Source organism: Rhodococcus sp. NJ-530 (assembly GCF_003860625.1).
GTDB lineage: Bacteria > Actinomycetota > Actinomycetes > Mycobacteriales > Mycobacteriaceae > Rhodococcus_F > Rhodococcus_F qingshengii.
Genome location: NZ_CP034152.1, coordinates 1,099,010 through 1,123,360 on the forward strand (window position 1 = coordinate 1,099,010; position 24,351 = coordinate 1,123,360).

Annotated in this window: 21 protein-coding genes; 10 read left to right on the forward strand and 11 right to left on the reverse strand. The window is 63.3% G+C overall.

Features of this window, described 5'->3' with window-relative positions; genetic code table 11:
- Window positions 1–175: 175 nt before the first annotated feature.
- The 3 genes from EHW12_RS05040 (at window position 176) to EHW12_RS05050 (ending at window position 4,464) form a co-directional block, all read left to right on the forward strand.
- Window positions 176–1,909: a penicillin-binding transpeptidase domain-containing protein gene (locus EHW12_RS05040; protein ID WP_241199105.1), complete on the forward strand. Its 1,734-nt coding sequence runs from the start codon at window positions 176–178 to the stop codon at window positions 1,907–1,909.
- Between the two features lie 107 nt (window positions 1,910–2,016).
- A complete protein-coding gene (locus EHW12_RS05045) occupies window positions 2,017–3,696 on the forward strand; it encodes an NTF2-like N-terminal transpeptidase domain-containing protein (RefSeq protein WP_125050350.1) in 1,680 nt (559 codons plus the stop codon).
- A gap of 30 nt (window positions 3,697–3,726) precedes the next feature.
- The gene (locus EHW12_RS05050; protein ID WP_003945554.1) at window positions 3,727–4,464 is read left to right on the forward strand and encodes a sulfite exporter TauE/SafE family protein; all 738 of its coding nucleotides are present in this window, start codon (window positions 3,727–3,729) and stop codon (window positions 4,462–4,464) included.
- 6 nt (window positions 4,465–4,470) lie between these two features.
- On the opposite strand, the gene EHW12_RS05055 is transcribed toward EHW12_RS05050, so the two are convergent.
- From EHW12_RS05055 to EHW12_RS05070, 4 genes are all read right to left on the reverse strand, one after another.
- Entirely contained in the window at window positions 4,471–5,943 is a 1,473-nt protein-coding gene (locus EHW12_RS05055) for a peptide MFS transporter (protein ID WP_125050351.1), read from the reverse strand.
- Window positions 5,944–6,000: 57 nt separating this feature from the next.
- On the reverse strand, window positions 6,001–6,378 hold the full coding sequence (locus tag EHW12_RS05060) for a DUF3054 domain-containing protein (protein ID WP_050655475.1): 378 nt from the start codon (window positions 6,376–6,378) through the stop codon (window positions 6,001–6,003).
- 64 nt (window positions 6,379–6,442) lie between these two features.
- Window positions 6,443–6,991, reverse strand: coding sequence for a YceI family protein (locus EHW12_RS05065; RefSeq protein WP_003945643.1), 549 nt, complete (start codon window positions 6,989–6,991; stop codon window positions 6,443–6,445).
- Window positions 6,992–7,069: 78 nt separating this feature from the next.
- Window positions 7,070–8,806: a 2-isopropylmalate synthase gene (locus tag EHW12_RS05070; protein WP_125050352.1), complete on the reverse strand. Its 1,737-nt coding sequence runs from the start codon at window positions 8,804–8,806 to the stop codon at window positions 7,070–7,072.
- Window positions 8,807–8,969: 163 nt separating this feature from the next.
- Between EHW12_RS05070 and EHW12_RS05075 the strand changes: the two genes are divergently transcribed.
- A complete protein-coding gene (locus EHW12_RS05075) occupies window positions 8,970–9,650 on the forward strand; it encodes a FadR/GntR family transcriptional regulator (RefSeq protein ID WP_007734477.1) in 681 nt (226 codons plus the stop codon).
- Here EHW12_RS05075 and EHW12_RS05080 read toward each other — a convergent pair.
- Together EHW12_RS05080 and EHW12_RS05085 are read right to left on the reverse strand one after the other, a co-directional pair.
- The gene (locus EHW12_RS05080) at window positions 9,647–10,753 is read right to left on the reverse strand and encodes a TIGR00374 family protein (protein ID WP_058039159.1); all 1,107 of its coding nucleotides are present in this window, start codon (window positions 10,751–10,753) and stop codon (window positions 9,647–9,649) included. The genes EHW12_RS05075 and EHW12_RS05080 overlap by 4 nt on opposite strands.
- Window positions 10,754–10,762: 9 nt before the next feature.
- A complete protein-coding gene (locus EHW12_RS05085; protein ID WP_003945952.1) occupies window positions 10,763–12,241 on the reverse strand; it encodes an adenylate/guanylate cyclase domain-containing protein in 1,479 nt (492 codons plus the stop codon).
- Window positions 12,242–12,433: 192 nt separating this feature from the next.
- Between EHW12_RS05085 and EHW12_RS05090 the strand changes: the two genes are divergently transcribed.
- Genes EHW12_RS05090 through EHW12_RS05105 form a run of 4 tightly spaced genes read left to right on the forward strand, consistent with a single transcriptional unit; the run spans window position 12,434 to window position 16,226 of the window.
- Window positions 12,434–13,612, forward strand: coding sequence for an AI-2E family transporter (locus EHW12_RS05090; RefSeq protein ID WP_007734480.1), 1,179 nt, complete (start codon window positions 12,434–12,436; stop codon window positions 13,610–13,612).
- Entirely contained in the window at window positions 13,605–14,828 is a 1,224-nt protein-coding gene (locus tag EHW12_RS05095) for a DUF5931 domain-containing protein (protein ID WP_003945490.1), read from the forward strand. The genes EHW12_RS05090 and EHW12_RS05095 overlap by 8 nt, the downstream gene beginning before the upstream one ends.
- A 28-nt stretch (window positions 14,829–14,856) precedes the next feature.
- Window positions 14,857–15,489 carry a response regulator transcription factor gene (locus tag EHW12_RS05100; RefSeq protein ID WP_047269712.1) on the forward strand — a complete coding sequence of 211 codons (633 nt, stop codon included), beginning with the start codon at window positions 14,857–14,859 and terminating at the stop codon, window positions 15,487–15,489.
- Between the two features lie 17 nt (window positions 15,490–15,506).
- Window positions 15,507–16,226: a DUF1707 domain-containing protein gene (locus EHW12_RS05105; RefSeq protein WP_007734485.1), complete on the forward strand. Its 720-nt coding sequence runs from the start codon at window positions 15,507–15,509 to the stop codon at window positions 16,224–16,226.
- Window positions 16,227–16,230: 4 nt separating this feature from the next.
- Here EHW12_RS05105 and EHW12_RS05110 read toward each other — a convergent pair whose 3' ends face one another.
- Both EHW12_RS05110 and EHW12_RS05115 read right to left on the reverse strand, forming a co-directional pair.
- The gene (locus EHW12_RS05110; RefSeq protein ID WP_003945664.1) at window positions 16,231–16,683 is read right to left on the reverse strand and encodes a MaoC family dehydratase; all 453 of its coding nucleotides are present in this window, start codon (window positions 16,681–16,683) and stop codon (window positions 16,231–16,233) included.
- Window positions 16,684–16,718: 35 nt separating this feature from the next.
- Complete coding sequence (locus tag EHW12_RS05115; protein ID WP_065456094.1) at window positions 16,719–17,246, reverse strand: cupin domain-containing protein; 528 nt, start codon at window positions 17,244–17,246, stop codon at window positions 16,719–16,721.
- Between the two features lie 152 nt (window positions 17,247–17,398).
- Here EHW12_RS05115 and EHW12_RS05120 point away from each other — a divergent pair, with 152 nt between their 5' ends.
- Together EHW12_RS05120 and EHW12_RS05125 are read left to right on the forward strand one after the other, a co-directional pair.
- The gene (locus tag EHW12_RS05120) at window positions 17,399–17,971 is read left to right on the forward strand and encodes a TetR/AcrR family transcriptional regulator (protein ID WP_042920278.1); all 573 of its coding nucleotides are present in this window, start codon (window positions 17,399–17,401) and stop codon (window positions 17,969–17,971) included.
- 121 nt (window positions 17,972–18,092) lie between these two features.
- Window positions 18,093–19,955, forward strand: coding sequence for a DUF2339 domain-containing protein (locus EHW12_RS05125; protein WP_125050353.1), 1,863 nt, complete (start codon window positions 18,093–18,095; stop codon window positions 19,953–19,955).
- Here the strand turns inward: EHW12_RS05125 and EHW12_RS05130 are convergent.
- From EHW12_RS05130 to trmB, 3 genes are read right to left on the reverse strand one after another with little or no spacing between them, the layout of a single operon-like run.
- On the reverse strand, window positions 19,930–22,869 hold the full coding sequence (locus EHW12_RS05130; protein ID WP_007734492.1) for an MMPL family transporter: 2,940 nt from the start codon (window positions 22,867–22,869) through the stop codon (window positions 19,930–19,932). The two genes, EHW12_RS05125 and EHW12_RS05130, sit on opposite strands and share 26 nt — an antisense overlap.
- Window positions 22,870–22,879: 10 nt before the next feature.
- Window positions 22,880–23,587, reverse strand: coding sequence for an NYN domain-containing protein (locus EHW12_RS05135; protein ID WP_003945733.1), 708 nt, complete (start codon window positions 23,585–23,587; stop codon window positions 22,880–22,882).
- Window positions 23,584–24,342, reverse strand: a complete 759-nt coding sequence (trmB, locus tag EHW12_RS05140; protein ID WP_065456091.1) for a tRNA (guanosine(46)-N7)-methyltransferase TrmB — start codon at window positions 24,340–24,342, stop codon at window positions 23,584–23,586. Before trmB ends, EHW12_RS05135 begins: the two co-directional genes overlap by 4 nt.
- Window positions 24,343–24,351 lie beyond the last annotated feature (9 nt).

Sequence of the window (24,351 nt, forward strand, 5' to 3'; positions counted from 1 at the left end):
TTCTCCTCGGAGGGCTGGTGGAGTGTGGCGTGCGTTTATTGCACTGATTACATGATTACACCGATAGTCGAACTGGCGCCACAAATTCGGGCATGATCGGAGTCGTGCGCCTATCACACGCTCGTCAGAGCTTCCGAACTTTCCGTCGTCCCGTGGGTGCCGTGGCTCTGGGGTATTGGCCGCAGGATCGGTAGTTGCCTGCAGTTCTGGCCCTGACCAGCCGAAATCAGTGGCAGAGGAGTTCGCCTCCGCGCTCACGTCCGATGACGTGCAAGCGGCGGCAGCCCTGACCACCGATCCGGCGGCGGCGTCGACTGCGATTTCGGCTCTGATCGACGGGCTGGGCAAGGACGAGGGAACATTCACCGTCTCCGACGCCACCGAGTCCGGTGATTCTGCGGGGACGTTCACACTCGATGCGGCGTGGAAGTTCGGTGAAGGTCAGGACTGGAACTACTCGACGCAGGGAAACGCGTCGAAAAGCGGGGACAACTGGCTGATTCAGTGGGACCCGGCGCTGTTGGCTCCGGACCTGACCTCCTCGACGACCTTGCGCTACACACCCACTACCGGTGCTCCGCCGTCGGTGCTGGACGCGGCGGGCCAGCCGATCATGGAGCAGCAGGTGGTGACGCTGGTCAATCTCGATTCCGTCGCGGTGCCCCCGGTGGACACGGCAGCCGTGGCGGCTCTTCTCTCGCCCATCGCACCGACGATCACGGCGGCATCGCTGAGCGGCGATCTTGCGTCGGCAAGTGGGAAGCCGGTCACCGCAATCACTTTGCGGGCCGAGGATCTTGCACCGATCGAGGAGAGGTTGGCGGCGATTCCCGGAGTGAGCTTGGCGCCGCAGGCTCGGTTGCTCTCGGTGGACAAAACTCTGGCGTCGCCGACTTTCAGTGGGTTGTCCGATCTGTGGCAGGAGGGGCAGGACAAGTCCGCGGGCTGGGCGGTACAGCAGGTGAAGCAGAACGGAACCGTCACCACCGTCGCCGGCCAAGACGGGCCGGTTGCTCCGAACATCGCGACCACCATTGACCGACCACTGCAACTCGCGGCCGAGAATGCGCTCGCCGGGGTGACACAACAGGCGGCGATCGTTGCGCTGCAGCCGTCGACCGGAGCGGTGTTGGCGGTGGCCCAGAACGCCCCCGCCGACGCACAGGGCCCGATCGCTCTGACCGGCCTGTACCCACCGGGTTCGACGTTCAAGACCGTGACGACGTCCGCGGCCCTGCAAGCCGGTGTCGCTACACCGGACACCGTTCTGCCGTGCCCGGGTACCGAGAACATCGAGGGCCGTCAGATTCCCAACGACGACGAGTTCGACCTCGGATCGGTTCCGCTGCACACCGCGTTCGCGAAGTCGTGCAACACCACAATGGCGAGGATGGCCGTCGGTCTACCCGCCGATGCTCTGCACAAAGCGGCGCTGCAGTTCGGGCTCGGCGTCGACTACGTCACCCCCGGACTCACGACGGTGACGGGCAACGTCCCTGACGCGAACACCCCCGCCGAACGCGTCGAGTCCGCGATCGGACAGGGCACGGTGACCGCCACGCCCTTCGGGATGGCTCTCGTGGCGGCCTCGATCGCCAACGGAACGACACCCGCGCCGATGTTGGTCAAGGGACAGCCCGGCGTGGCAGATCAGACCGTTGCACCGGCTCCCGCGGAGGTGACCGAACAGTTGCGGGTGATGATGCGCGAGACCGTCACAGGCGGTACGGCGACGTCGTTGCAGGACATTCCGGGGCTTCTCGGCAAGACCGGCACGGCCGAAACCGAGGGTGGCCCGGCACATGGGTGGTTTGTCGGAATCAAGGGAGACCTCGCATTTGCGGTATTCATCGCGGGTGCGGACAGCTCGTCGCCTGCAGTGCAGGTAGCGGGCACTTTTCTGCGCTGAAACCTGTTTTCCGTTGCAGTTGGATCACACCGTCGTAGCTCAACCGTGACACGTTCGTAGGCATCCCGTGCTTGTTACTCGTGTGACAGAAGTAAAGAGTTACATGCATGGGGCCCGGAGGACAGCACAACCGTCGTGGAAAATATGTCGTTGCGTCGATAACTGCTGTCGTTCTGACAGTGGCGCTCGCGTCGTGTGTCATCGGTGGGGAGAAGAAATCCGACGCCGCGTCGGTGGTGGAGGACTTCGTCACCGCCCTCAACAACCACGACGCCGAAGCTGCTGCGGCGCTCACGTCGTACCCCAACGCGGCGCGGCCGTCGATCCAGCAGATGTTCGACGGACTGGCCGCCAAGTCCACCGATTTCGACGTCGCTCAGGTCATGGATCTGGGTAGCGACTCCGGACTCTTCACACTCGACGCGTCCTGGAACTTCGGCGAAGGCAAGGACTGGAGCTACCAGTCGCAGGGTGAGGTTCGTGATCTGTCGGTCGGCTGGCGTGTGTCCTGGGACCCGTCGGTCCTCGTCCCCGACCTCGGCAACGGTCGCACCGTTTCGTACACCCGCACGGACGCAGCGCCGCCGAAGGTAGTCGACAGCACCGGCACCCTGCTCATGAACGAGCAGACCATCAACGCGATCACTCTCGACCCGGCCACCATGCCGGACCCCGTCGACACCACTCGTCGCCTCGCCACGGTGCTCGAACCTGTCGCACCGTTGGTCACTTCGGAGTCGATGTTGGCCGACCTCGCCGCAAACCCCGGCAAGCCCGTCACCGCCGTACTGCTCCGCGATCCCGACTACGCCTACCTGGAAAGCGATTTTGCGATCCCCGGTGTCGTCGTGGTCAAGACACCCAAGCTGATCGCCTCCGACCGTCGCATCAACTCGCCGTTGCTGGACCCACTGCGGACCGTGTGGCAGGCCAATCGCGACGCCACCGCCGGCTGGGCGGTCAATCTGGTCGAGCCCAACGGATTCCCGATCAAGCAAGCCGGCTTCCAGGGACCTCCCGGTCCCGACGTCGCCGCGACCCTCGATTCGCACGCTCAACTCGCCGCGATCGAAGCTGTCGTCAGTGCAGGTACTCCTGCGGCCATCGTCGCGATCCGCCCGTCGGACGGCGCCATTCTGGCTGCCGCACAGAACAATCAGGCCATCGAACAGGGCCCGATCGCCTTCACCGGGTTGCGCCCGGCCGGCGGCGCCCTCGATCTGGTCCGTCTCGCATCGTCGATGCAGAACGGCGTCGACCCCGGCGCCGTGTCAGCCGAGCAGTTGGCCGACACCGGGCAGCAACTCGGACTCGGCAACGGCTTCCACATTCAGGGACTCGAACAGCAGACAGCAGTGCTTGCCGCGAACCGCCCCGGCGTGGACCAGGCGATGAACAACGTCATGGCCAACAAGACGTCCAACGACGCGAGCGCGCCGACGGTAACTCCGTTCGGAATGGCGATGCTAGCGGCATCGATCGCCCGCGGCAGTGCCCCGCTGCCGATGATGGTCTTCGGACAACCGGCTACCGCCGACGTCACGCCGACGGCGTTGCCCGGCGACGTCAACAATCGTCTGCGTGACGCCATGCGAGGCGCCGGCGGACTGGCTGGGTACCCGGACATGATGGCGGCCGGTGCAGCGAGCGGTGATGATCGCTGGTTCTACGGATCACGCGGAGACTTCGCGTTCGCGGTGTTCGTCGCAGACGCCGACGGCGGTGATCGAGCAATGCAGATGACGGACAAGCTCTTCCAGGAACTCGGCAAGCCTGCCGACAAGTAGTACCGGGCACCGCGAGTAGATTCCTGGTTCGTGAACCTGCTCGATTTCCTTTTCCTCGTCGTAGCGGGATTCTTCAGCGGTCTAGTCGGTTTTGTCACCGGTCTTGCATCGATCGTTTCGTATCCGGCGCTGCTGAGTGTCGGGCTCTCACCGGTCAGCGCGAACATGACCAATACCGTCGCGTTGGTGGCCGTCGGCGTCGGAGCGTTGGCGAACTCGTCCCGTGAAGTTGCCGATACCGGTCCGAAACTTGTTCGCTGGTCTCTCTATTCGGCGGCCGGTGGCATCATCGGTGCCCTCATACTGTGGCTGGCACCGGAAGGTTCGTTCGAATCCGTTGTGCCGGCGATGGTCGTGTTCGCCTCGCTCGCGCTGCTGCTGCAACCGAAGATTCGTGAGTTGTCCGGCGGCGGTGACCGCCCCGGAATCTACTCCGCAGCACTGTTCGCCGTCGCGGTATACGGCGGCTATTTCGGTGCCGGTGCCGGAGTCATCTTCCTGGCTGCGACGCTCATCCTCACTTCCGAAACGGTGTGGCGTGCAACGATCCTGAAGAGTTTCTTTCTCGGCATCGCCAATCTTGTGGCTGCACTCATCTTCGCCTTCTCCGGACAGGTGCATTGGGTGGCCGCGTTGGCGATGGCGCTCGGCGCGTTGGCCGGAGGTTGGTGTGGCCCGCCCGTCGTCAAGAAAATCCCGCCATCGGTACTGCGTGTGGCAGTAGCGATAGCGGGATTCGTGTTGGCTCTGTGGTTGTGGGTGAAGTGAGCCCGTCTACTTCACGCCCTGCATCAGCTTCTTGATCCACGGCGAGGCAAGAGCAAGAATCACTCCGATTCCGATCGACGAGAAACCGATGATCAGGAAGAACGGGCGACTGTCGTTGATGTCGAAGTAACCGGCCAAGGTTCCCGCCATCGAAGAACCCAATGCAACGGACAAGAAGAACAACGCCACCATCTGAGTGTGAAAATGCTCGGGCGCGAGTTTGGTTGCAAGGGAAAGGCCGACGGGGGACAGGAAGAGTTCCGCGAAGGTGAAGAGCAGAAGCACACCGGCAAGGCCGAGGAGCGGTGCACTGTTCGGTCCGCCCCCGGTGATCGGGATGAACGCCAGGAACGCCAGACCCATCGTGCCGGTACCGAGCGCGAACTTGATCGGCGACGACGGCTGACGGTCACCGAGTTTGGTCCACATCGCTGCGAACACACCGGCAAAGATGATGATGAACACCGGATTGATCGACTGTACCCACGTCGGCGGGAAGTCCCAACCGAAGAGATTGCGGTCCAGGAGCTTGTCTGAGATCACCGGCACGGTGGTGAACTGCTGCTGAAACAGCGACCAGAAGGCCGCGCTCGCGATGAACATCGGGATGAATGCAAAGACTCGACTGCGTTCGACCTTGGTGACCTTCTTGCTGGTGAGCATGAGGAGGAAGTAACCGACCGACGCGACGATCGTGAGTCCGACAACGACGTCGGACATGTTGTCCGCCGTGATCAAGCCGGTGACGGAGGCGACCGCGACGACGACGATCGCGGCAATGCCGATCCCGATGTAGAGTGCGCGCTTGTCCGCCGGCAACGGGTTGCCGGGTTCGGCACCGATTCCGTGAAGATGCTTGCGGCCCAGCGTGTACTGGATCAGGCCGAGTGCCATGCCGACGGCAGCGAGAGCAAAACCGGCGTGGAATCCCCAGGCGTCCTGGACAGCTCCGGTGAGCAGCGGGCCGACAAGACCGCCGATGTTGATGCCCATGTAGAAGATGGAGAATCCGGCGTCGCGGCGAACATCCTGTTCGGAATAGAGATCTCCGACCAGAGAGGTCGCATTGGCCTTCAAGCCGCCGCTGCCGAAGGCGACCATGACGAGGCCGACGCCGACACCCCACATGCCGGGAAGAACCGACAGTGCGATGTGGCCGGCCATCACCAGCGAAGCACTGTAGAAGAGCGTGCGCTCGGAGCCGAGCAGTCGGTCGGCCACCCACGCCCCGAGAATCGTCGACAGGTAGACGGTGCCGCCGTACGCGCCGACGATGCTGGTCGCTGCCGCCTGGCTGATGCCGAGGCCGCCGTCGCTGACGCTGTAGTACAGGTAATAGATGAGGATGCCTTGCATCCCGTAGAAGGAGAACCTCTCCCACATCTCGACGCCGAACAGGTTCGCCAGCGCAAAGGGTTGGCCGAAGAACCCCCGGTCTTCCTTCTCGCTACGTTCGACGGGCTCCGTAGTGTTGCTCATCCGAAAAGTGTCCTACGTGCTCGGGCATTTCGGGTGGTTCCGAGCCGTGGAGTTTGGTTACGACTTGGTGCGGATTTTCACTACCAGCGGAGCGAGTGCGCGCCAACCGAGAAGGAACGCGCCGAGGACCAGCGTCGCGACGACGATGAAGCTGAACTGGGTGCCCTGGCCACTCAACACTCGCAGGATCATCCCGAAGACGACGGCGCCGAGCCAAACGACAACGCCGGTGGGAACAAGGAGAACGGCGTTGAACTTGTCGCGGTAGAGCGCGAACGTGGCAGCCCATCCGATCACCAGGCCGGTCAGGAAGGGCCAGGATGTCTTCGCCAGACCGGCGAGCGCATTGGCTTCTTCGTGGGTACGGCGCCCTATCGCGCAGAAGATTATGACAAGAATGGCGTCGATCAGCAGGAATGGTGCGTACTTCTTCACGCTCACACCATACGACTGTGCGCCTTTATTAACCGCGGGCGGTTAATAAAGGCGCACAGTGCTGTTAGGCCTGGAGGCCGGCTTCGATCTCGAGGGTGATCGTGATCTTGTCGCCGACAACTGCTCCGCCGCCTTCGAGGGGCATCTCGATGGAGATGTCGAAGTCCTTGCGGTTGATGACGGTGGTGGCTTCGAATCCTGCGACGGGGCCCTGGCCCATGCCCGGGTTGACGCCGTTGAACTCGAGGTTCAGCTCGACCTCGCGGGTGACGCCGTGGAGCGTGAAGTCGCCGGCGAGGACGAAGTCGCTGCCCTTGGAGCGCACTGCGGTGGACTTGAAGGTGGCCTTCGGGAACTTCTCGACGTCGAAGAAGTCAGCGGACTTGATGTGGCCGTCGCGCTGCTCGTTCTTGGTGTTGATGGAGTCCACGGAGATCTCGGCCTCGACGGCGGGGGTTCCGTCTTCGGCAACGGTGATCGTTCCGGAGAACTCGTCGAACGTTCCACGAACCTTGGAAACCATGAGGTGGCGAACCGAGAATCCGACAGTGGAGTGGACGGTGTCGATGACCCAGGTTCCGGCGGTCAATGCGGGCAAGGTTGCGGTGGTCATGGAAGCTCCTGAATAAGTAGTTGAATGTTCAAGTTCTTGTAGCTTCAACTATGGACCCCAGGAAATCCTTCCGCAAGATCATGTGAGCTGCATCACAGTGTTTGTGCTTGCGGCGTAGACCGCGTGAAGCGCCGACGCTGTCACCGACTGATGCACCGCAATGCCCCAGCGCCCTTCGGCGTTCACCACGCACTCTGCAATGGTGACTGCCGAATTCGCACTCCCGGAAGAATTCGGGTTGCGGGGCAGTGAATGCTGGGTGAGCGAGACGACCTCGACGGCTGAGCCCTGTTCGGTCAGGATTTTGCTCAATGCCTCGACTGGGCCGGACGCACTGGCCGCGGCGGTGACCTCGCGCCCGTTGCGATCGATGGCAACGAACAACTGATCACCGTCGGCGGTGTGTTCCAGTGAGTACCGACGCACTCCTCCGTTGTACCCGTACTCGCGCAGCAGCAGTTTCCACAGTTGGTCGGCAGTCATTTCGGTGCCCGAGTCGTCGGTTTCGAGCTGCACTCGCGAGGCGAAGTCGATCTGCAGGCGCCGGGGGAGTTCGACCCCGTACTCGGTCTGCAGCAGATATGCGATTCCGCCCTTGCCCGACTGGCTGTTCACACGAATGACCGCCTGGTAGTCGCGGCCGACGTCGGCGGGGTCGATCGGCAGGTAGGGGACCGCCCACGGCGCCGATCCCGGATCGACGCCGGCAGCCTCCGCGCTCTCGTAGTGATGCGCGAAGCCCTTCTTGATCGCGTCCTGGTGGGTTCCGGAAAATGCCGTGTACACGAGATCGCCGCCGTACGGGTGGCGCTCGTGGACGGGAATTCGGTTGCAGTACTCCACCGTTCGACGGATCTTGTCGATGTCGGAGAAGTTGATTTCCGGATCGACGCCCTGTGCATGCAGATTCAGCCCCAGTGTGACCAGGTCGACGTTGCCCGTCCGCTCGCCGTTGCCGAACAGGCATCCCTCGACGCGCTGCGCGCCGGCCAGCACTGCCAGTTCGGCGCACGCAACGCCGGTGCCGCGGTCGTTGTGCGGGTGGACCGAGAGGATCACCGAATCGCGTCGGGCCAGATTCTGGTGCATGTATTCGATCTGATCGGCATAGATGTTGGGGGTGGCGATTTCGACTGTGGCAGGCAGGTTGTGGATGACCGGGCGATCGGGACTGGCGTCCCAGAGTTCGGTGAGACTGTTGCAGACCTGCAGGATGTAGTCGGGTTCGGTGAGGTTGAAGACCTCGGGTGAGAACTCGAATCGCCAGCCGTCGTGGCCTTCGCCGCCACGAGCAACGTCTTGCGCGGCGCGGAAAATCATGTCGTGCAGCTCTTCTCGCTCCTTGCCGAGAACGACGTTTCTCCACGTCGGCGCAGTCGCCGTGTACATGTGGACGACCGCGTCAGGCAGCCCCTCGATCGATTGATACGTCCGTTCGATCAAATCCGTACGCGCGGCAGTGAATACGACGATAGTGACGTCGTCGGGAACGAGATCGAAGCGCACCAGGTCGCGAACGAAATCGAAATCGGTCTGACTCGCGGAGGGGTAGCCGACCTCGATTTCCTTGTAGCCGATTGCCACCATCAGTTCGAACATTCGACGCTTGCGTTCGGGGTCCATCGGTTCTGCGAGGGCTTGGTTGCCGTCACGCAGATCGACGGGCACCCACAGGGGCGCCGCGGTGGTGCGATTGGACGGCCACGTCCGCTCGAAAGTCGGAATGTCGACGCGATCCCACGCGGCGCGATAGCGCTCGGACGGCATGGGTGACGGCTTCTGGTTGTTCCAGCGGTTGGCGCGGGTAGTACTCATCTTCGGTTTCTCCTGCGGTCGAGTCGAGAGACCGGCATGGCGAAACCCCGCGGAGGGGTGCCGGTCTTTCAGGCCCCGCCGCGGCAGTCGAGAAGGAGTGCTCCTGTAGCCATGCGGGCTACACTAGAACGAAATTACTTATCAGACAACCTGAGGAGTTCACGTGTCCCCGATCGTCGAGCGTCGGCTGCTCACCGACCAGGCCGCGGAGTTGCTACGCGCGCGGATCGTGAGCGGTGAATGGGAAGTCGGCGCCAAACTTCCAGGTGAAACCACTCTTGCTGCGCAGTTGGGTATCGGGCGGTCCACTATCAGGGAAGCAGTGCGGACTCTCGCGGGCCTCGGCATGCTCGAATCGCGGCAGGGCGCCGGGGTCTTCCTACGGAGTACGACGCCTCCGGATCAGTGGCCCCGAGTGCTCGAAGCCGAGGCGATCCTTCACGTCGTCGAGGTGCGCAACGCGGTCGAGATCGAAGCAGCTCGCCTCGCTGCGCAGCGGCGCGATGCCGTTGACGTCGCGGCTCTGCGGCAAGCGCTCGACGGTAGAACTGCCGCAGCGCACTCTGGCGACGCAGCGTTCGTCGACGCCGACATCGCCGTCCACCGAGCAGTGGTGGACGCGGCACACAATCCCGTGCTGTCGGAACTCTTCGAGACCTTTGTACCGCGTCTGCGGGCTGCGTTGATCGAGTTGATCGCGGTTCTGGACCTGCATCCCCACAGCCAGCCCGATGCGGACGAGCATCGAATGTTGGTGGACGCCATCGAAGCCGGCGACGCGGAGGCAGCCGTACGGATCAGCCGGGCACACCTCGACGACATGGCGGCAGCGTTGCGACGCTAGACGCCCGGCTGTTCGCGGCGTTCGAACTCGAGGTCCATCTCGAGGTCTTCGTGGTGGGTTGCACGGAAAGTGATCAAGAAGACGATCCAACCGGCGACAGCGACCCCGACGAAGCTGACCATCCGATATACAAACCATGCCGCAATTGCCTGCGCTCCACTGGCACCGGCGATCGTCAGCGCGGTGATCAGTGCGGTGTCCACGTAGCCCAGCCCGCCGGGCAGCAGCGGAATGCTGCCGACTGCTTTGGCGGCGGTAAAGGCAATCAGGAGCCCCGCGAAGGAGGGTTCCGCGCCCACCGCCCAGCATGCGAAACCCAAACAAGCGACATCGGCGACACGATGGATGGCCGACCACCCGAATGCGATGACCGAGTCGGTGCGGCTGAGCTCGACCGAATCCAGTTGCTTGAGGATTTCGGACCAACGGTGCATACCGCGCCCGGTCGGGTTCTTGCGAGAACGGTTGTACAGCGCCAGAACTCGGTGCCCGATGCGCTCGATGCTGCCGGGATTCTGGGCTATGTATCGCAACGCCAGAAACAGTGCTGCCATGCCGACGAGCGAAATCGTCAGCGTCACCGGGCTGACCTTGGTGCCGAACGCCGCCGCGCCGGTAGCGCCGAGTAGTGCCAGAGTCGCCGCGGCGATGACACCGCACATCGCCAACTGCCAGGATGCGACAACCGGTGTAGCGCCCCACTTTCGAGTCTGCTTGTACGTGAACGCAGTGGAGAAGACCTGGCCCGCAGGCAACGTCAGCGCCATTGCCGTACTGGCATAGATGACCGAGAGGTTCTTGAGGTGACCGGCAACCACACCAGCGGCATTGAGCAGACGTTGTTGAACGGACGCGTAACCGCTGAGTGAAATGAGTTGGGCCGCGACGCACGCGGCCACCCAACCCCAATGGATTTCGGTCAGGACCCGCCAGGCCTCACTTAGCCTGGGCCAGAGATATGCGCCTTCGACTATCAGGAGGGCGATGAGTGCTATCCCGAGCACCCACTTCAGCCACCAGAAGCGCCCTCTGGCCCGACTGGTCTCGGCCACGGGCGAGCGTGGTCGTCTCAGTCGCCGTGGGGTGTTTCCAGGCTGAGCCATCGACTCACCCTAACCAATTTGATCCGGATCGACCTCTGGATACTTTTCGGGCCACGCCAGATGCGTCAGTCGTCGGCGCCCACGCAGTTGGACTTGCTCGCCGAGTTCCCACTCGGCCTGTTCCTCTTCGTCGGCGAAGTACAACGCGCTCGTCGACGCCAGCACCCGGCTGGGCCGAAGTTTCGCGAGCTCGGTGAGCCGTGACGCCTCGTTGACCGGATCACCGATCACGGTGTACTCGAAACGTTCGGCAGCACCGATGTTGCCGGCGACCGCGAGCCCCGCGCTCACACCGATTCCGACGTCGAGGCCGGTGATGTCGTTGAGCTTGAACCGCAGCTCGCGAGCCGCCGCCAAGGCCGCAGTCGGAGCGTCGGGCCGATCTAGTGGTGCACCGAAGATGGCGAGTGCCGCATCACCCATGAACTTGTTGACAAAACCATGGTGACGATCGATGACGTCGACGACCACACGGAAGAACTCGTTGAGCAGTTCGACCACTTCACCCGGCGGGCGCTCGGCCGCGGCACCGGTTGATCCGACCATGTCGACGAACAGAACTGCCACGAATCGAGTTTCGCCGCCCAGCTCGGTACCGAACTTCAACGCGCGCCGGGCCACGTCCTCGCCGACGTGCTGACCGAACAGCTCACGCAGCAGACGACGCTCGTCGGACTCTTTCATCATGCGGTTGAAGCCGACCTGCAGCCGGCCGATCTCACTGCCGTCGAACACCTCGACGCGTACGTCGGTGGCGCCGCGCTGCACCCGCTCGATGGCGCGTCGCAGTTGGCGGATCGGATCGGAGATCTGGGTAGCCGTCAGCATCGACAGCGCAAAGGCCTGCACGATCGCCATGATCGAGATGAGCAGGATCGCCCACGCGAGCGAGTCGGGGGAGAACTCGAGATCGGTCGTGAGCTGCGTCGAGCACAGCAAGATGATGCCTGCGACGGGCATCAGCGTGCCGAGACCCCAGGTCATCGCCAGCCGGGTTCCGACGCCAGGCGCCATGGTCCGATCGAATTCGCCCTCGCTCAAGGCCTGGGCGGCGACCGGACGCAAAATGCGCTCACCGAGCATGTAGGTGAACCCGAAGGTCGTGGTCGCGGCCATGCAGACCGTCACGATCACGGCGATCGCGAGTCCGGGCATCTCGGTGATGGTCAGGAACACGAAGATGATGCCGCCCAGAATCCACAGCACCAGGTGGACGATGGCCTGGCGAAGCGGCGCGTGCAGTGCCGCCATCTGCTCGGACCTCGTCGGTGGACCCCCGCGCAGCCGCCAGCGAATGACCGACTTCAACATCATCGCCGCCGCCGTGAGGCTGACGGCGCCGGCGAATGCCAGGTACACGCCGAAGATCGCGAAGTTGCGGACCCGGTCGGCAACTATCGCGTCGGACTCCTGGATCGGCACGCCGTACCGGACGAAGGCAAAGACAAGTACCGCGCCGATCAGATTGGCTGCGAGCATGGAGAGCATATAGAGGGGCCACCGGCTGCGGATGGTCACCGCTATTGCTCTGTATGAGGCCCGCACAGGGTTCAATTTAGCTGGCAGAGGTCGAAGTGTTGGTACGCGCGTCCGATTATTCGTCCGCTCACCTGTGTCGGCCGGGCCGGTTAGGCTCGCGATGTGAACGCAAACAGGGGGCGTGCGGAGCGAGCATCGAGGATGAACAAACCCATCTCCGCCGACGCTCGGGCGGTGCATCCCGGCGTGCGCATCGCTGCGGAATGGTCGTGGCGCCTCATTGTGATCTTCGCCGGACTGTTGGTTCTCGGGTACGTCGTACTCCGCCTCGAAACCGTGCTCATCCCGGTGGGGCTGGCTCTGCTGGCATCAGCTCTGCTGATCCCGATTGTCGATCGGCTACAGGTGTGGGGTGTTCCCCGCTCGGCAGCCGTCATCGTCGTTCTGCTTGCCTCGATCGGACTGGTCGCGGGAATCATGACGTTTGTCGTCGAGCAGTTCATCGACGGGTTGCCCCAGCTCACCGACCAGTTCACGGCCAGCGTCACGCAAATTCAGAACTGGCTCACCAGCGGTCCGCTGCACTTCAGCGAGGATCAGATCCGCCAGGCAGGTGATTCGGTCGTCAAGTCGGTGCAATCCAATCGTGAGTCCCTGACCAGCGGCGCCTTGACCACGGCGACAGTCATCGGCGAGATCTTCACCGGGGCATTGCTGACGCTGTTCACTCTCATCTTCTTCCTCTACGGCGGCGATCAGATCTGGCAGTTCGTCACCCGGATCGTTCCCACCGACGCGCGTCGTCGCGTACGGATCGCCGGTTCTGCAGGTTTCGGGTCGCTGATCGGCTACGTGCGCGCCACGGTCGCGGTTGCCGCCGCCGACGCGATCGGTATCGGTGCCGGCCTGGCGATCCTCGGGGTGCCGCTCGCCCTGCCGCTGGCGTCGTTGGTGTTCATCGGCGCGTTCATTCCGATCGTCGGTGCATTTCTGACCGGTTTTCTCGCGGTGCTTGTCGCTCTGGTCACGAAGGGTTTCCTGACGGCGCTGATTGTCCTCGGCATCATCATCGGCGTCATGCAGCTCGAAGCGCACGTGATGCAACCGCTGTTGTTGGGTCGCGCTGTTCGCCTGCATCCGCTGGCAGTCGTTCTCGCAATTACAACGGGCATCGTTCTCGCTGGAATCGTCGGCGGGCTCTTGGCTGTCCCGATCGTCGCGGTCCTGAATACCGCTATTCGTTCCCTCCTCGCCGACGACCCGGACATCGCGTACGCCGAACTGCACGTCGAAGATCCGGAAACCCCACTGTTCCCCGCCGAACCCGACGAGCCGCGCGCCGAGCCTCGCATCGTGAACCCCACTCCTCCCGATGACTGAGCCCACCCGCCGTCGTCGGCTGCACTATCAGCCGACCGTTCGCGAGGCGTCGGGTGTCGACACCGACCCTGATGCCCCGCTGTGGCGGGCGGCGCAGGCATTTCGGCTCGTCACGCTGGTGTACGCGATCAGCTACCAGTTCGCCTCGGCCTCCGACTACACCAACTCTCGGCTCAGCTGGTTCTTCGTCGCTCTGATGGCCGTGTGGACCGGGGTGTCGGCACTGTTGCTCGGGACATCCGGTGCTTTGTTCGGGAAGAAGCTGCCGCGGTATCAGGTGGTGATCGCCGATCAGGTGGTCGTCATCTTGCTGATGGCGTCGACGAGGCTGGTCTCCGACCACGAGTGGTATCAGAATCACCAGACGCTGCCCACCACGCTGTGGGCCACCAACGCGGTCATCTCCGCGGCAATTCTCGGCGGGCCGTGGCTCGGTATGGCGTCCGGAGTTGTCATCTCGGCGGCCAGCGCGATCATCCGCGACCAGGTCAACCTGGACCTCTGGCGCGATGCGACGGCTCCCGTGCTCGTATCGGTCGGCCTGGCGTTGGGCTTGGCCACCACCACCGCTCGGCGCTCGCATCGACAACTCGAGCAAGCCGTCCGTCTGGCGGCGGCCACCGAAGAGCGCGAGCGTTTGGCACGCGAAGTACACGACGGCGTTCTGCAGGTGCTGGCGATGGTGCGCAGGCGAGGTGCGGCACTCGGCGGCGAGGCAGCTGAACTGGCTGCTCTGGCCGGTGAGCAGGAGGTCGCCTTGAGAATGCTGATCTCCGAGCAGGTTTCGGGCGCCGCGGCAGACGTCGGCGGACAGACAGTGGATCTGTGTCCGCTGCTGACCACGCAGGCAAGCACGTCGGTGTCGGTGTCGACGCCCGCGCACCCCGTCGTGATCGAGCGTGATCGAGCCATCGAACTGGCAGCCATCGTCGACAATGCTCTGTCCAATGTCGGGCTTCACGCCGGGCCCGCGGCGAAGGCATACGTATTGCTCGAAGATCTGCCGGACGAGGTGATCGTCAGCGTCCGCGACGACGGCGTCGGAATCCCCGAGGGTCGCTTGGCGCAGGCCGAAGCCGAAGGCCGCATGGGAGTATCGAAGTCCATCCTCGGTCGAGTGCAGGTGCTCGGCGGCACTGCAGTCCTGCAAACCGGGCCGGGGGAGGGCACCGAATGGGAGATCAACGTTCCGAAGGGGAAAAGTGAGCGTGGCTGACGAACATGGCGAGAATCCGGTGACGGTGATGGTCGTCGACGATCACCCGATGTGGCGCGACGGTGTCTCCCGGGACCTCGAAGCTGCCGGCTTCACCGTGAGCGCCACGGCGGAGGGTGTCGAGAGTGCGCGCCGCCGGGCCGCCGCCGTGCAACCGGCGGTGGTTCTGATGGACATGAACCTTCCGGACGGAAACGGTGCCGACGCCACCACCGCAGTTCTCGAGGTTTCGCCGAAGAGCAAGGTACTGGTGCTTTCGGCCTCTGCCGAACGTGACGACGTCCTCGACGCGGTCAAAGCCGGAGCGTCGGGTTACCTGGTCAAGAGTGCTTCGGTGGCGGAACTGCTCGAGGCCGTGCGAGCGACTTTCGACGGACAAGCCGTCTTCACCCCCGGCCTCGCCGGATTGGTGCTCGGTGAGTACCGCCGGATGTCGACGGCACCGGCCGACGATCGCGCACCCGAGCTGCCTCGGCTCACCGACCGTGAGACCGAAGTGCTCCGTCTTGTCGCCAAGGGGCTGAGCGCAAAACAGATCGCCACGAGGCTCTCGCTCAGCCACCGGACCGTCGAAAACCATGTGCAGGCAACGCTTCGGAAGCTTCAGTTGGCCAATCGCGTCGAGCTCACGCGATACGCGATAGAACAAGGTCTCGAATAACGTTTATCCTGGAAATCATGGAGGCCAGGAATCTACGCGTATCCGATGCCGAACGAGAGCATGTCGGCGAGCTGCTGCAGAAAGCTGTCGGTCAAGGGATGCTCTCGCTCGGTGAGTTCACCGAGCGCATGGACACTGCCTTGGCCGCAAAGACACGAGGTGAGCTCAACTCGGTTCTCGCCGATCTTCCGGGCATCACACTGATCTCCGACTACGACCCACCCGCGTATCCCAACGCGGGTCAGCCGATGTACCAAGGCCAGCCCTACCCGGCGCCGACGTACCAACCCCAACCGCCGCCGGTTCACCCGAGCCCGCCTTACCGCGCTCCCGTCGGGGCTCCGGTTGTAGGTACTTACGGAGCGGCAAATGCTGCCGTGATCCGTGGACGAATGGCGACGGTGACGCGGAACGGTGCCTGGATCGTTCCACCAGCTGTCGTGGTCGACACCAGAATGTCCAGTGTGACTATCGATTTCACGCGCGCGGTGATGCAGACGCAGGTCGTGAACATCTCGATCGACGACTACGCCAGCTCGATTTCACTGATCGTTCCCGAAGAGGCGACGGTGGACATGAACGGTGTCGAGGCAGTCGGCGGAAGCGCGTCGAACAAGGTTCGGTCCGGCCCACAGATGGGCCCGCTGCATCTGGTGGTGCACGGCAAGGTGCGATTCGGCAGTGTCACCGCGAAGCATCCCTTCGGTACCACGATTCGAAAGATGTTCGGCTCCTGACCTTTCAGTGATACGCGCGGGTCAACATTTCGGCGACGCACACGGGCTTGTCACCGTGTTCTCGTTCGAACGTCTGCGTCACCGTGATCTGGACACCGCCGTTGATCGGTTCGACTTTGCTCAACGTCGCGCGCATGCGGACACGAGAGCCGACCGGAAGCGGAGCAGGCAACCTGACCTTGTCGAATCCGCAGTTGAGAGCAAACGCAAAACCTTCGAGCGAGAACATTGCGTACGAGAACTTGGGGCCGAGTGAGAGCGTGTAGTTGCCGTGCGCGATGGTTCCGCCGAACGGCGACTCCTTCGCGCGATCCACATCGACGTGAATCCACTGATCGTCGCCGGTGACCCGGGCGAACTCGTCGATGGACTCCTGGGTGACATCGTGCCAGTCGCTGACGCCCAGCTCTTGGTTCAGGTTGGCGCTGAGGTCTTCTGCTCCGGTGAGTACAAGCATGAATTTTCCTTCGATCGGTAGGTGCTGACAGTCGGTCAGTGACTTTCGATGCCGAATCCCACACCGTGTGTCTGTGCGATCTCGGCGGTAGCAACGAGATCGAATTCGATCCCGAAGTCTGCTTCTACCCGCGCTGCAACCGATTCCGCGGCGGAACCTGCTTCGGCCAGTAGTTTCGGCATCAGTTCGAACAGGTCTTCCATCCCTCCGGGCGTGATGATTTCGAGAATCCGTGCTGGAGCGTCGTCGGGATTCCACACGGCGTGCCACTGGCCACGCGGTTTGAAGATCATGGCGCCGGTCTCCGCGTAGACGACCTCGTCTCCGACCATCGCTGCGACGCGGCCACTTTGAACCACCGTGTACTCGTCTTCCCGGCTGTGGCGATGGACCGGTGAGGTCATCGAATGCGGAGCGATGCGGTGTTGTACAAGAGAGAAACCTCCCTCGGTTTGTTTACTACGAACCATCATCCGGACGCCGGTGGCCGCGAGGGTCCCGGCGAGGTCTTCGTCCGGTCCGAGGACGGTCGTGGTGGTGTTGTTCGGGGAATTCGGTGACATCGATTCAGTCCTTCGTCGTCGTGAGCGTCGTTGGCCGCGCTCCGGTTTGTTGATTCCCGAATCATGTACCAATCGGTCTAGTGATGCAAGGTTTTGACAATTTATGCACTTCAAGTGTTGTCGATATGTGTACTGATCGGTATATTGAACGTATGTCTACGAGGGATTTGTTGGTCGATGCCGCTGCCGATCTGTTGCAGCGGAAGGGCTACGCCGGAACGGGGGTGTCGGAAGTTCTCTCGGCTAGTGCGACTACCAAAGGTTCCTTGTACTTTCACTTTCCCGGAGGCAAGGAAGAACTCGCAGGCGAGGCTCTGAGACGACGTGGCGAGGCAATGGCCGATTTCATCCGGCACCTGCTGGAGAGCTCACCCGATGCAGCCACCGCGATCTCGGCATTCGCCGCCGCATTGGCTGCGCGTTTGTCGGATTCGGACTACGAACGTGGATGCGCCCTGGCTACGGCAACACTGGATGCCGCAACCGAATCCGAGGTCATCCGCGGTGCTTGTGCGGACGGGTACAACTCGTGGCTCGCACTGCTGGCTCAGCGCCTCGAGGCAGACGGTTGGTCCCGCGAAGACGCCGAGTCCGAGGCAATTCTCGCTCTGTCCGCACTCGAGGGCGCGCTGGTCCTTGCTCGGGCGCGTCAGGATCCCGCTCCGCTTCACACTTCGGGTCGGCTTCTGTCCGAACGATTGCGGAACGCGGCACCTCGGCGTTAGTACCCTGACAGTCGAGGGTGCTGTCAGTCGAAGGCGTCCTCAGTTGAGTACGAGAAGTCCCCAGGCTGATCGAGTAGTACTACTCATCTGATCGGTTCGGCCACGCAGCAAGCTCGAAGCCATGACCACACCGAGCTCTTCCGCCGTCGATCCGCGACTGGTGACCGCCCTCTCGGCCGAGTGCGACAGCATCGGCCGGCAGTTGCGTCACATGGGCCAGAACCTGTCGATCCTGCAGACTCAGCTGTCCTCGGCTACTGCGACCCCGCGTATGCCGGTAGTTCCGGCACCCGCAGCTCCGGTGCCACAGGTGCCGCAGATGCCTCCAATGCGTCCTCAGCAGAGCGTTCCCGCGTGGCAGCCGCCGACGTATCCGGTTGCCGCACCTCGCCAGCCCTGGTGGCAACGCGACGGTGTCATCAGTCGACTCCTGGCCGCGGCAGGTGTTGCCGTCACACTGATCGGCGTCGTGATGCTGCTGGTACTTGCAGCGCAGGCCGGATTCTTCGGACCTCCGCTGCGGGTGCTCGGCGGTGCGCTCCTTTCCGGCGCCTTGGTGTTTGCCGGGGTGCGGGTCCACGGACGACCAGGGGGCAAAGTGGGGGCAATTGCCCTGGCTGCCACCGGTTTTGCAGGGATGTATCTCGATGTCGTCGCAGCCTCCGTTCTCTACGGTTGGGTGACGACACCGCTCGCGGTGGTGATTGCCTTCGGAATCGCCGCCGCCGGCGTTGCCCTCGCCGTGAAGTGGGATTCCGAATCGCTGGCGCTCATGATCGTTCTGGGAGCAGCGCTGCTGGCTCCCGTGTTGACGTCGGGAATATCGTTGACCCTCATCGGTTTCCTCTTCGCGATCCAGTCGGCGACATTCTCCGCCCAGCTCGGTCGTGACTGGAAGTACCTGGGCATGGCGCGCACCGTACCGGTGGTTCTCGCACTGCTCGCAGCGATAGCGTCGGAGTCCATCTTCGGCGAATCCGGTAACAGTGCAGTGCAATTAGTGATCAGTGCCGGCGTGGTTGCAATCGTGGGGGCCGGCTGCGCGATGGTTATGCAGTGGACGGGTTCGCCCTCGCGTGACGGCATTGCAGGGGCGTGGTCCACCGCTACCTTTGTCGTCTCGTGCCTTCCGCTGATGAGCGTCGGAGCCGTGCTCGGGCGCACCGAATCCGCAGTGCTGTACGGAATTGCTGCGGCACTACTTCTTTCGGCTGCAGCGGCGGCCAAGCCTTTGCCGACGCAACTGCGATTCGGACTGGGCGCAACCGGCGCCCTCACATTGTTGCTCTGCTGCTTCTCCGGGGCGACTGAATCTCTGGTCGTACCGCTGATCCTCACGGTCGGAATGATCTTCCTCGGAGTCTCGCTGTATGCGGGTTCGCGCTTCGTCTTCGCACTCGGAACCGCCTTTGCGGCAATCGGATCGATCGGATACCTCACGACGGTTCCGCCGGAAGCGTTGACGACCGCTCGCGCCGCATCCGTGCAACTCGGTGCGATCACGGCGCTCTCGAGCCTGACGGCGATAGGCGCGGTGGTGATGCTGGTCTGGGCGATTCACCGACTGAAGTTGATTGCCGATTCGAATGCAGCGGTTCTATGGGCGGGCGCAGGGTTCGGTGTCCTCTACGCGGTGACGTGCGCGCTCGTCTCATCCGGCGTCGAAATTTTCGACAGTGCAACCGGATTCGTTGCCGGGCACAGCGTTGCAACCATCGTCTGGATGCTCGCCGCCACGTCAGCGCTGGTGCTCGGATTGAACAACCGCCAGCACGCTCGCGTCTTGCTCGGAGCCGGGCTTGCTCTCACCAGTGCGGCCGTGGCAAAGCTGTTCCTCTTCGACCTGGCCACACTCAGTGGGCTGGTGCGTAGCGTTGCCTTCCTGGTGGTCGGCTTGCTGCTCCTGCTGGTCGGGACACGTTATGCACGAGCCTTCGCCAAGCAGGAGCAGGAGCAGGTCAGCTTCGCTTCTGGCGAGCGATGAGCTCGCTCACGCTGATGGCGCCTGCGTCGTCAGGCCGGTGCCTGCCGGTGGCGTTGTCGTCGCCGTCAGGGGTGGCGTCCGAGACTCGGGGCTCGTTGGTAGGCGAAGGCGAATCCGTGAAAACCCCGTTACGACGCTCCGGAGCGGTCGGTGGAGGCGGCGACTGGGGGGTCGCCTCCACCGAGGTCGGGGCTGAACCGTTTGTTGCAGAGCCGTTGGTAGCACCGTTTGCGGAGCCGTTCCGGCTCGCGCCGTTGGAGCCTGAACTGCTGCTGGCAGCACCGTTGGTCGCCGAACCGTTTGTCCGCGAAGGCGTCCGGACCACCGGCAGTGGACGTGAGGCCGGGGGAGTCTGTTCCCGGGCCCGCAGGTCCGACAACCAACTCTCGATGGGACGCTCGGCCGGCGCAGCGGGCGTGGGGTTTCTGCGCTTGTCGCTGGCATTCGGTTGCGGTCGGTACGAGGGATTGGGTACAGGTGCCTCGATCAGGTTCTGGGGGGCGCTGGCTGCACTCCCGATATCGAGACGACGTCGCGGTGCCGGCTTCTCCGCGGCGGGAGCCTCCGTGTTGGGTGCCTTGATCGCCATTTCGCTGAGCGGAATGGGCTCGGTGAGAGGATCGGGAACGCGAGGTCCGCTTTCCGGCTGTGCAGCCGGGGCAGGCGGCGGCATGACCCGCGAGGCCGCTTCGATCTTGCGCGGCTGCCCCGGTCCGGCGATCGCACCGACAGGCGCGATCTGCGGGACGTTCGCGAGTACCAGCTCGTTGTCGAGGATCGGCTCGCCCAGCCCGATCTTCTGCTGGATCCGCTTCATCCAGGCCGGAGCCCACCAGCAGTCGTCGCCGAGCAGTTTCATGGTCGCGGGGACCAGGAACATTCGGATGAGAGTCGCGTCGATGATCAGCGCGGAGATCATGCCGTAGGAGATGTATTTCATCATCACCAGATCGGACAGGCCGAATGCGCCGGTGACCACGATCAGAATCAGTGCGGCAGCGGTGATGATCCGGCCGGTATGTGCCGTGCCGATACGGATGGATTCGGTAGTACTCGCGCCCTGCGCTCGCGCTTCGACCATGCGGGAGAGCAGGAACACTTCGTAGTCGGTCGACAGGCCGTAGACGATCGCGATGATCAACACCAGGACGGGAGACATGATCGGTCCCGGCGTGAAGTTCAAGAGACCGGAACCGTGCCCGTCGATGAAGATCCAGGTCAGGATTCCGAGCGTCGAACCCAGTCCGAGCGCGCTCATCAATGCGGCCTTGATGGGCAGGACGAGCGAGCCGAACGTCAAGAACATCAGCAAGGTCGTCAGCAGGATGACGGATACGACCATCAGCGGCAGACGATCGAGCAATGCGTCGACGCTGTCCTGCTCGATGGCCGGAGTACCGCCGACCAGCACAGTTGTGCCCTCGGGCCAGTCCGCGGACCGCAGATAGTCGATGGTGGGACGTGCCTCGTTCCGCTCCGTCAGACCGGCCTTGAGGACGTTGACACCGTCCTTCGTCGCAACCTCCGGGGTGAACTTCTCGACCAGACCCGGCGCAGCATTTGCGGTCTTGGAAATCTGACCGAGGGTGGTGTTGTCGGCTCCCTCGATGACGAGTCGAACGGGCTCGGTGCGATTGCCGGGGAAGAGTTCGTCGAACTGCGCCTGCGCGACACGCGTGGGGCTGTCCGGGGGCAGGTACGTCTCGTTGATACCGCCGAACTTGATGCCCGTCAGCGGAATGATCATCAGCAGTAGAGCCGCGACGATCGGGACCGCGACCTTGAGCGGATGCTGCATGACCCAGCGGGTGAGCTTGCCCCAGAAACCGTTCTCGATTTCCTCGTTGGTCTTGGTCTGGCGCAGCTTCTTGAAGGTCAGCGCGTCGATCCGCTTGCCGAGAATGCCGAGAATCGCGGGAAGAATCGTGATGGACGAGATCGCGGCAAGCATGACGGCAGCAATGGCGCCGTAAGCCACCGATTTGAGGAAGCCCTGCGGGAACAACAGCAGACCGCCGAGGCTGACGGCAACCATGGTCGCCGAGAACATGACCGTTCTACCCGCCGTCATGACCGTTCGGCGTACAGCGGTCGGGGTGTCGTACCCCTCGGCTATCTCTTCTCGGAAACGGCTGACGATGAACAGTCCGTAGTCGATCGCGAGACCCAGGCCGACCAGAGAGACCACGGGCGCAACAAACGCGTTGACCTCGGTGAAGTTGGTGATCAGTCGAATGATGCCGTTGGCGCCGATGACGGTCAGACCGCCGACGATCAACGGGAGGGCAGCAGCGACGACGCCACCGAAGACGAAGAACAGCAGGACACCGACAGCAGGAATCGCGAGCATTTCCATGCGCTTGATGTCGTTGGCCATCGTGTCGTTGAGCGAATTCGCGACAGGTTGCAGGCCGGCGAGTTGCACGTCGACGCCGTCGATGTAGAACTGCGACTCGACGTCGCGGAAGTTGTTGGACACCGCGGTGTCGTTGTCTCCGGCGATCGCGATGCTGGTGACCGCGTGTTGCTTGGTCTTGTCCGCCAGGGCCGCCACCGAGAGACCGTTGTCGACCTTGAAGTACGAGCCGTTGATCTTCATGATCTGGTCGGGGTTGTCGGCGACGAGTCGCTGCAGATTGTCGATGACCTTCGCTTGGAACTCGGGGTCGTCGACGGTCTTGCCCTCTGGCGCCGTGTACAGCGCCAGAACGTCACCCGTCGTGCTGCGTCCGAACGTGCCGTCAGCGAGTTTGGCAGCCTCTACCGATTCCGACCCCGGATCGTCCCAGCCGCTCTGGCTGAGATGATCCTGCAGGCTCAGGCCGTACGCAGCGAGCCCGAGGAGCCCCGCCACCATGACAGCGATGACGGTGAAGCGGGCTCGATAGACGATGCTTCCCCAGCTGGCGAACACTGATCAACTCCTACTCGGCAACACTTTTTCGCCCGATGAGCAGGGCAGAAAGCGGTCGGAACGGCTGCAACCAGGCGCCCTCGTCGGGCAGGGTGTCCAGGCTTACCCGTGGCAGAGGCTCACGGAAGACACCTGGGATGTCCTCGAGATCGACGAAGTCCAAGATATCGGACGACACAGCCCAGCTGGCGTGTTCACGGAACCCGAGAACCTGGACCGGGATGCCGGTTGCTGCGATGTCCTCGAGAGGTTCGCGGAACGCTTGGCCGTCGGCGGACGCGACCATGATTCCGGCGAGGCCCTCGCCGTACCGGAGCGCGATGTGCTCGAGCATGTCCGAATCGACATCGCTGTCTTCATCGACCTTCGGCTTGGCGAACACCGCGAAACCCACGTTACGCAAGGCTTCGACCCAAGGACGAACGACGTCGGCGCTGCCGGACGCGATGTTGGTGAAGACGGTCGCTTCAGGCTCGAGCGTGCCGCTGTTCTGTGCGGACAGTTCGGCGGTGCGAGAGAGCAGCCAACGACCCAAAGCGTCGAATCGTGGCCGGTAGGCGGCGGTAGGCCGGCCACCGAGGATAGCGCCGAGGCCCATGTCAAGGTTAGGGGCGTCCCAGACCAGAAGCACCCGCTTGGGGTGGCGGGAGTCACGACCGAAGTCGAGAGGAGATTCCGACGACGTCACGTCGTCGGATAGCTGTTCGCTGACGCTCATGCTCTGATCTTCCCCCATATAAGCTCGGTGATTGCACTTCCGACCTTATGGGCTTTGTCCTCGAACTTGGTGACCGGACGTTCGTGGGTCATCGGAGACTCCCAGTCGAGTGCGGTCAGCAGCGGCTCGGTATTGCCGGCTTCTTCGATCCATTCGGCGTACTCGGCGTGATCGGTTGCCACGTGCAGCACTCCGCCAGGCTTGAGACGGTTGGCGATCAGCGCGAACGTCGGCCCCTGCAGGAGGCGACGCTTGTGATGGCGGGCCTTGGGCCACGGATCCGGGAAGAACACCCGGACGCCCGTCAGCGATTCGGGGGCGACCATGTTCTCGAGTACGTCCATCGCGTCACCGCGCAGTACGCGGACGTTGGGAATTTCTTCGCGTTCGACCTGCTGGAGAAGCTGCGCGAGCCCGGGGCGGTACACCTCGATCGCGATCAGGTTCACGTGCGGTTCCGCCTTGGCCATTGCGGCCGTCGCGGTGCCGGTACCCGAACCGATCTCGATGATCAGGGGTGCTTCGCGTCCGAACCATGCGTTCGCGTCGAGCGGTGTGTCCGAGACGTCGGCGCCGATGAGCGGCCACTGACGGTCCCAAGCCTGCTGCTGTGCGTCGGTCAGCGCACCCCGGCGAGAGCGAAAGCTGGTCACTCTCGGATGGAGACGGGACCCCTTGGTGTGGTCCGTCTGCCCCGTGTCAGGGGTCTGCGGTGCATGCTGATCGGCTTCGTTCACGAACCCATTGTCACGCATGACCCCCGT

Excerpts from the sequence above, each read along its gene's own strand:
- EHW12_RS05055 (WP_125050351.1), bottom strand. The coding sequence starts at position 5,943 with ATGAGCAACACTACGGAGCCCGTCGAACGTAGCGAGAAGGAAGACCGG.
- EHW12_RS05065 (WP_003945643.1), bottom strand. The coding sequence starts at position 6,991 with ATGACCACCGCAACCTTGCCCGCATTGACCGCCGGAACCTGGGTCATC.
- EHW12_RS05135 (WP_003945733.1), bottom strand. The coding sequence starts at position 23,587 with ATGAGCGTCAGCGAACAGCTATCCGACGACGTGACGTCGTCGGAATCT.
- EHW12_RS05095 (WP_003945490.1), top strand. The coding sequence starts at position 13,605 with ATGACTGAGCCCACCCGCCGTCGTCGGCTGCACTATCAGCCGACCGTT.
- EHW12_RS05110 (WP_003945664.1), bottom strand. The coding sequence starts at position 16,683 with ATGCTTGTACTCACCGGAGCAGAAGACCTCAGCGCCAACCTGAACCAA.
- EHW12_RS05085 (WP_003945952.1), bottom strand. The coding sequence starts at position 12,241 with ATGCTCTCCATGCTCGCAGCCAATCTGATCGGCGCGGTACTTGTCTTT.
- EHW12_RS05125 (WP_125050353.1), top strand. The coding sequence starts at position 18,093 with ATGACCACACCGAGCTCTTCCGCCGTCGATCCGCGACTGGTGACCGCC.
- EHW12_RS05070 (WP_125050352.1), bottom strand. The coding sequence starts at position 8,806 with ATGAGTACTACCCGCGCCAACCGCTGGAACAACCAGAAGCCGTCACCC.
- EHW12_RS05115 (WP_065456094.1), bottom strand. The coding sequence starts at position 17,246 with ATGTCACCGAATTCCCCGAACAACACCACCACGACCGTCCTCGGACCG.
- EHW12_RS05120 (WP_042920278.1), top strand. The coding sequence starts at position 17,399 with ATGTCTACGAGGGATTTGTTGGTCGATGCCGCTGCCGATCTGTTGCAG.
- EHW12_RS05090 (WP_007734480.1), top strand. The coding sequence starts at position 12,434 with ATGAACAAACCCATCTCCGCCGACGCTCGGGCGGTGCATCCCGGCGTG.
- trmB (WP_065456091.1), bottom strand. The coding sequence starts at position 24,342 with ATGCGTGACAATGGGTTCGTGAACGAAGCCGATCAGCATGCACCGCAG.
- EHW12_RS05100 (WP_047269712.1), top strand. The coding sequence starts at position 14,857 with ATGGTCGTCGACGATCACCCGATGTGGCGCGACGGTGTCTCCCGGGAC.
- EHW12_RS05105 (WP_007734485.1), top strand. The coding sequence starts at position 15,507 with ATGGAGGCCAGGAATCTACGCGTATCCGATGCCGAACGAGAGCATGTC.
- EHW12_RS05080 (WP_058039159.1), bottom strand. The coding sequence starts at position 10,753 with ATGGCTCAGCCTGGAAACACCCCACGGCGACTGAGACGACCACGCTCG.
- EHW12_RS05045 (WP_125050350.1), top strand. The coding sequence starts at position 2,017 with ATGGGGCCCGGAGGACAGCACAACCGTCGTGGAAAATATGTCGTTGCG.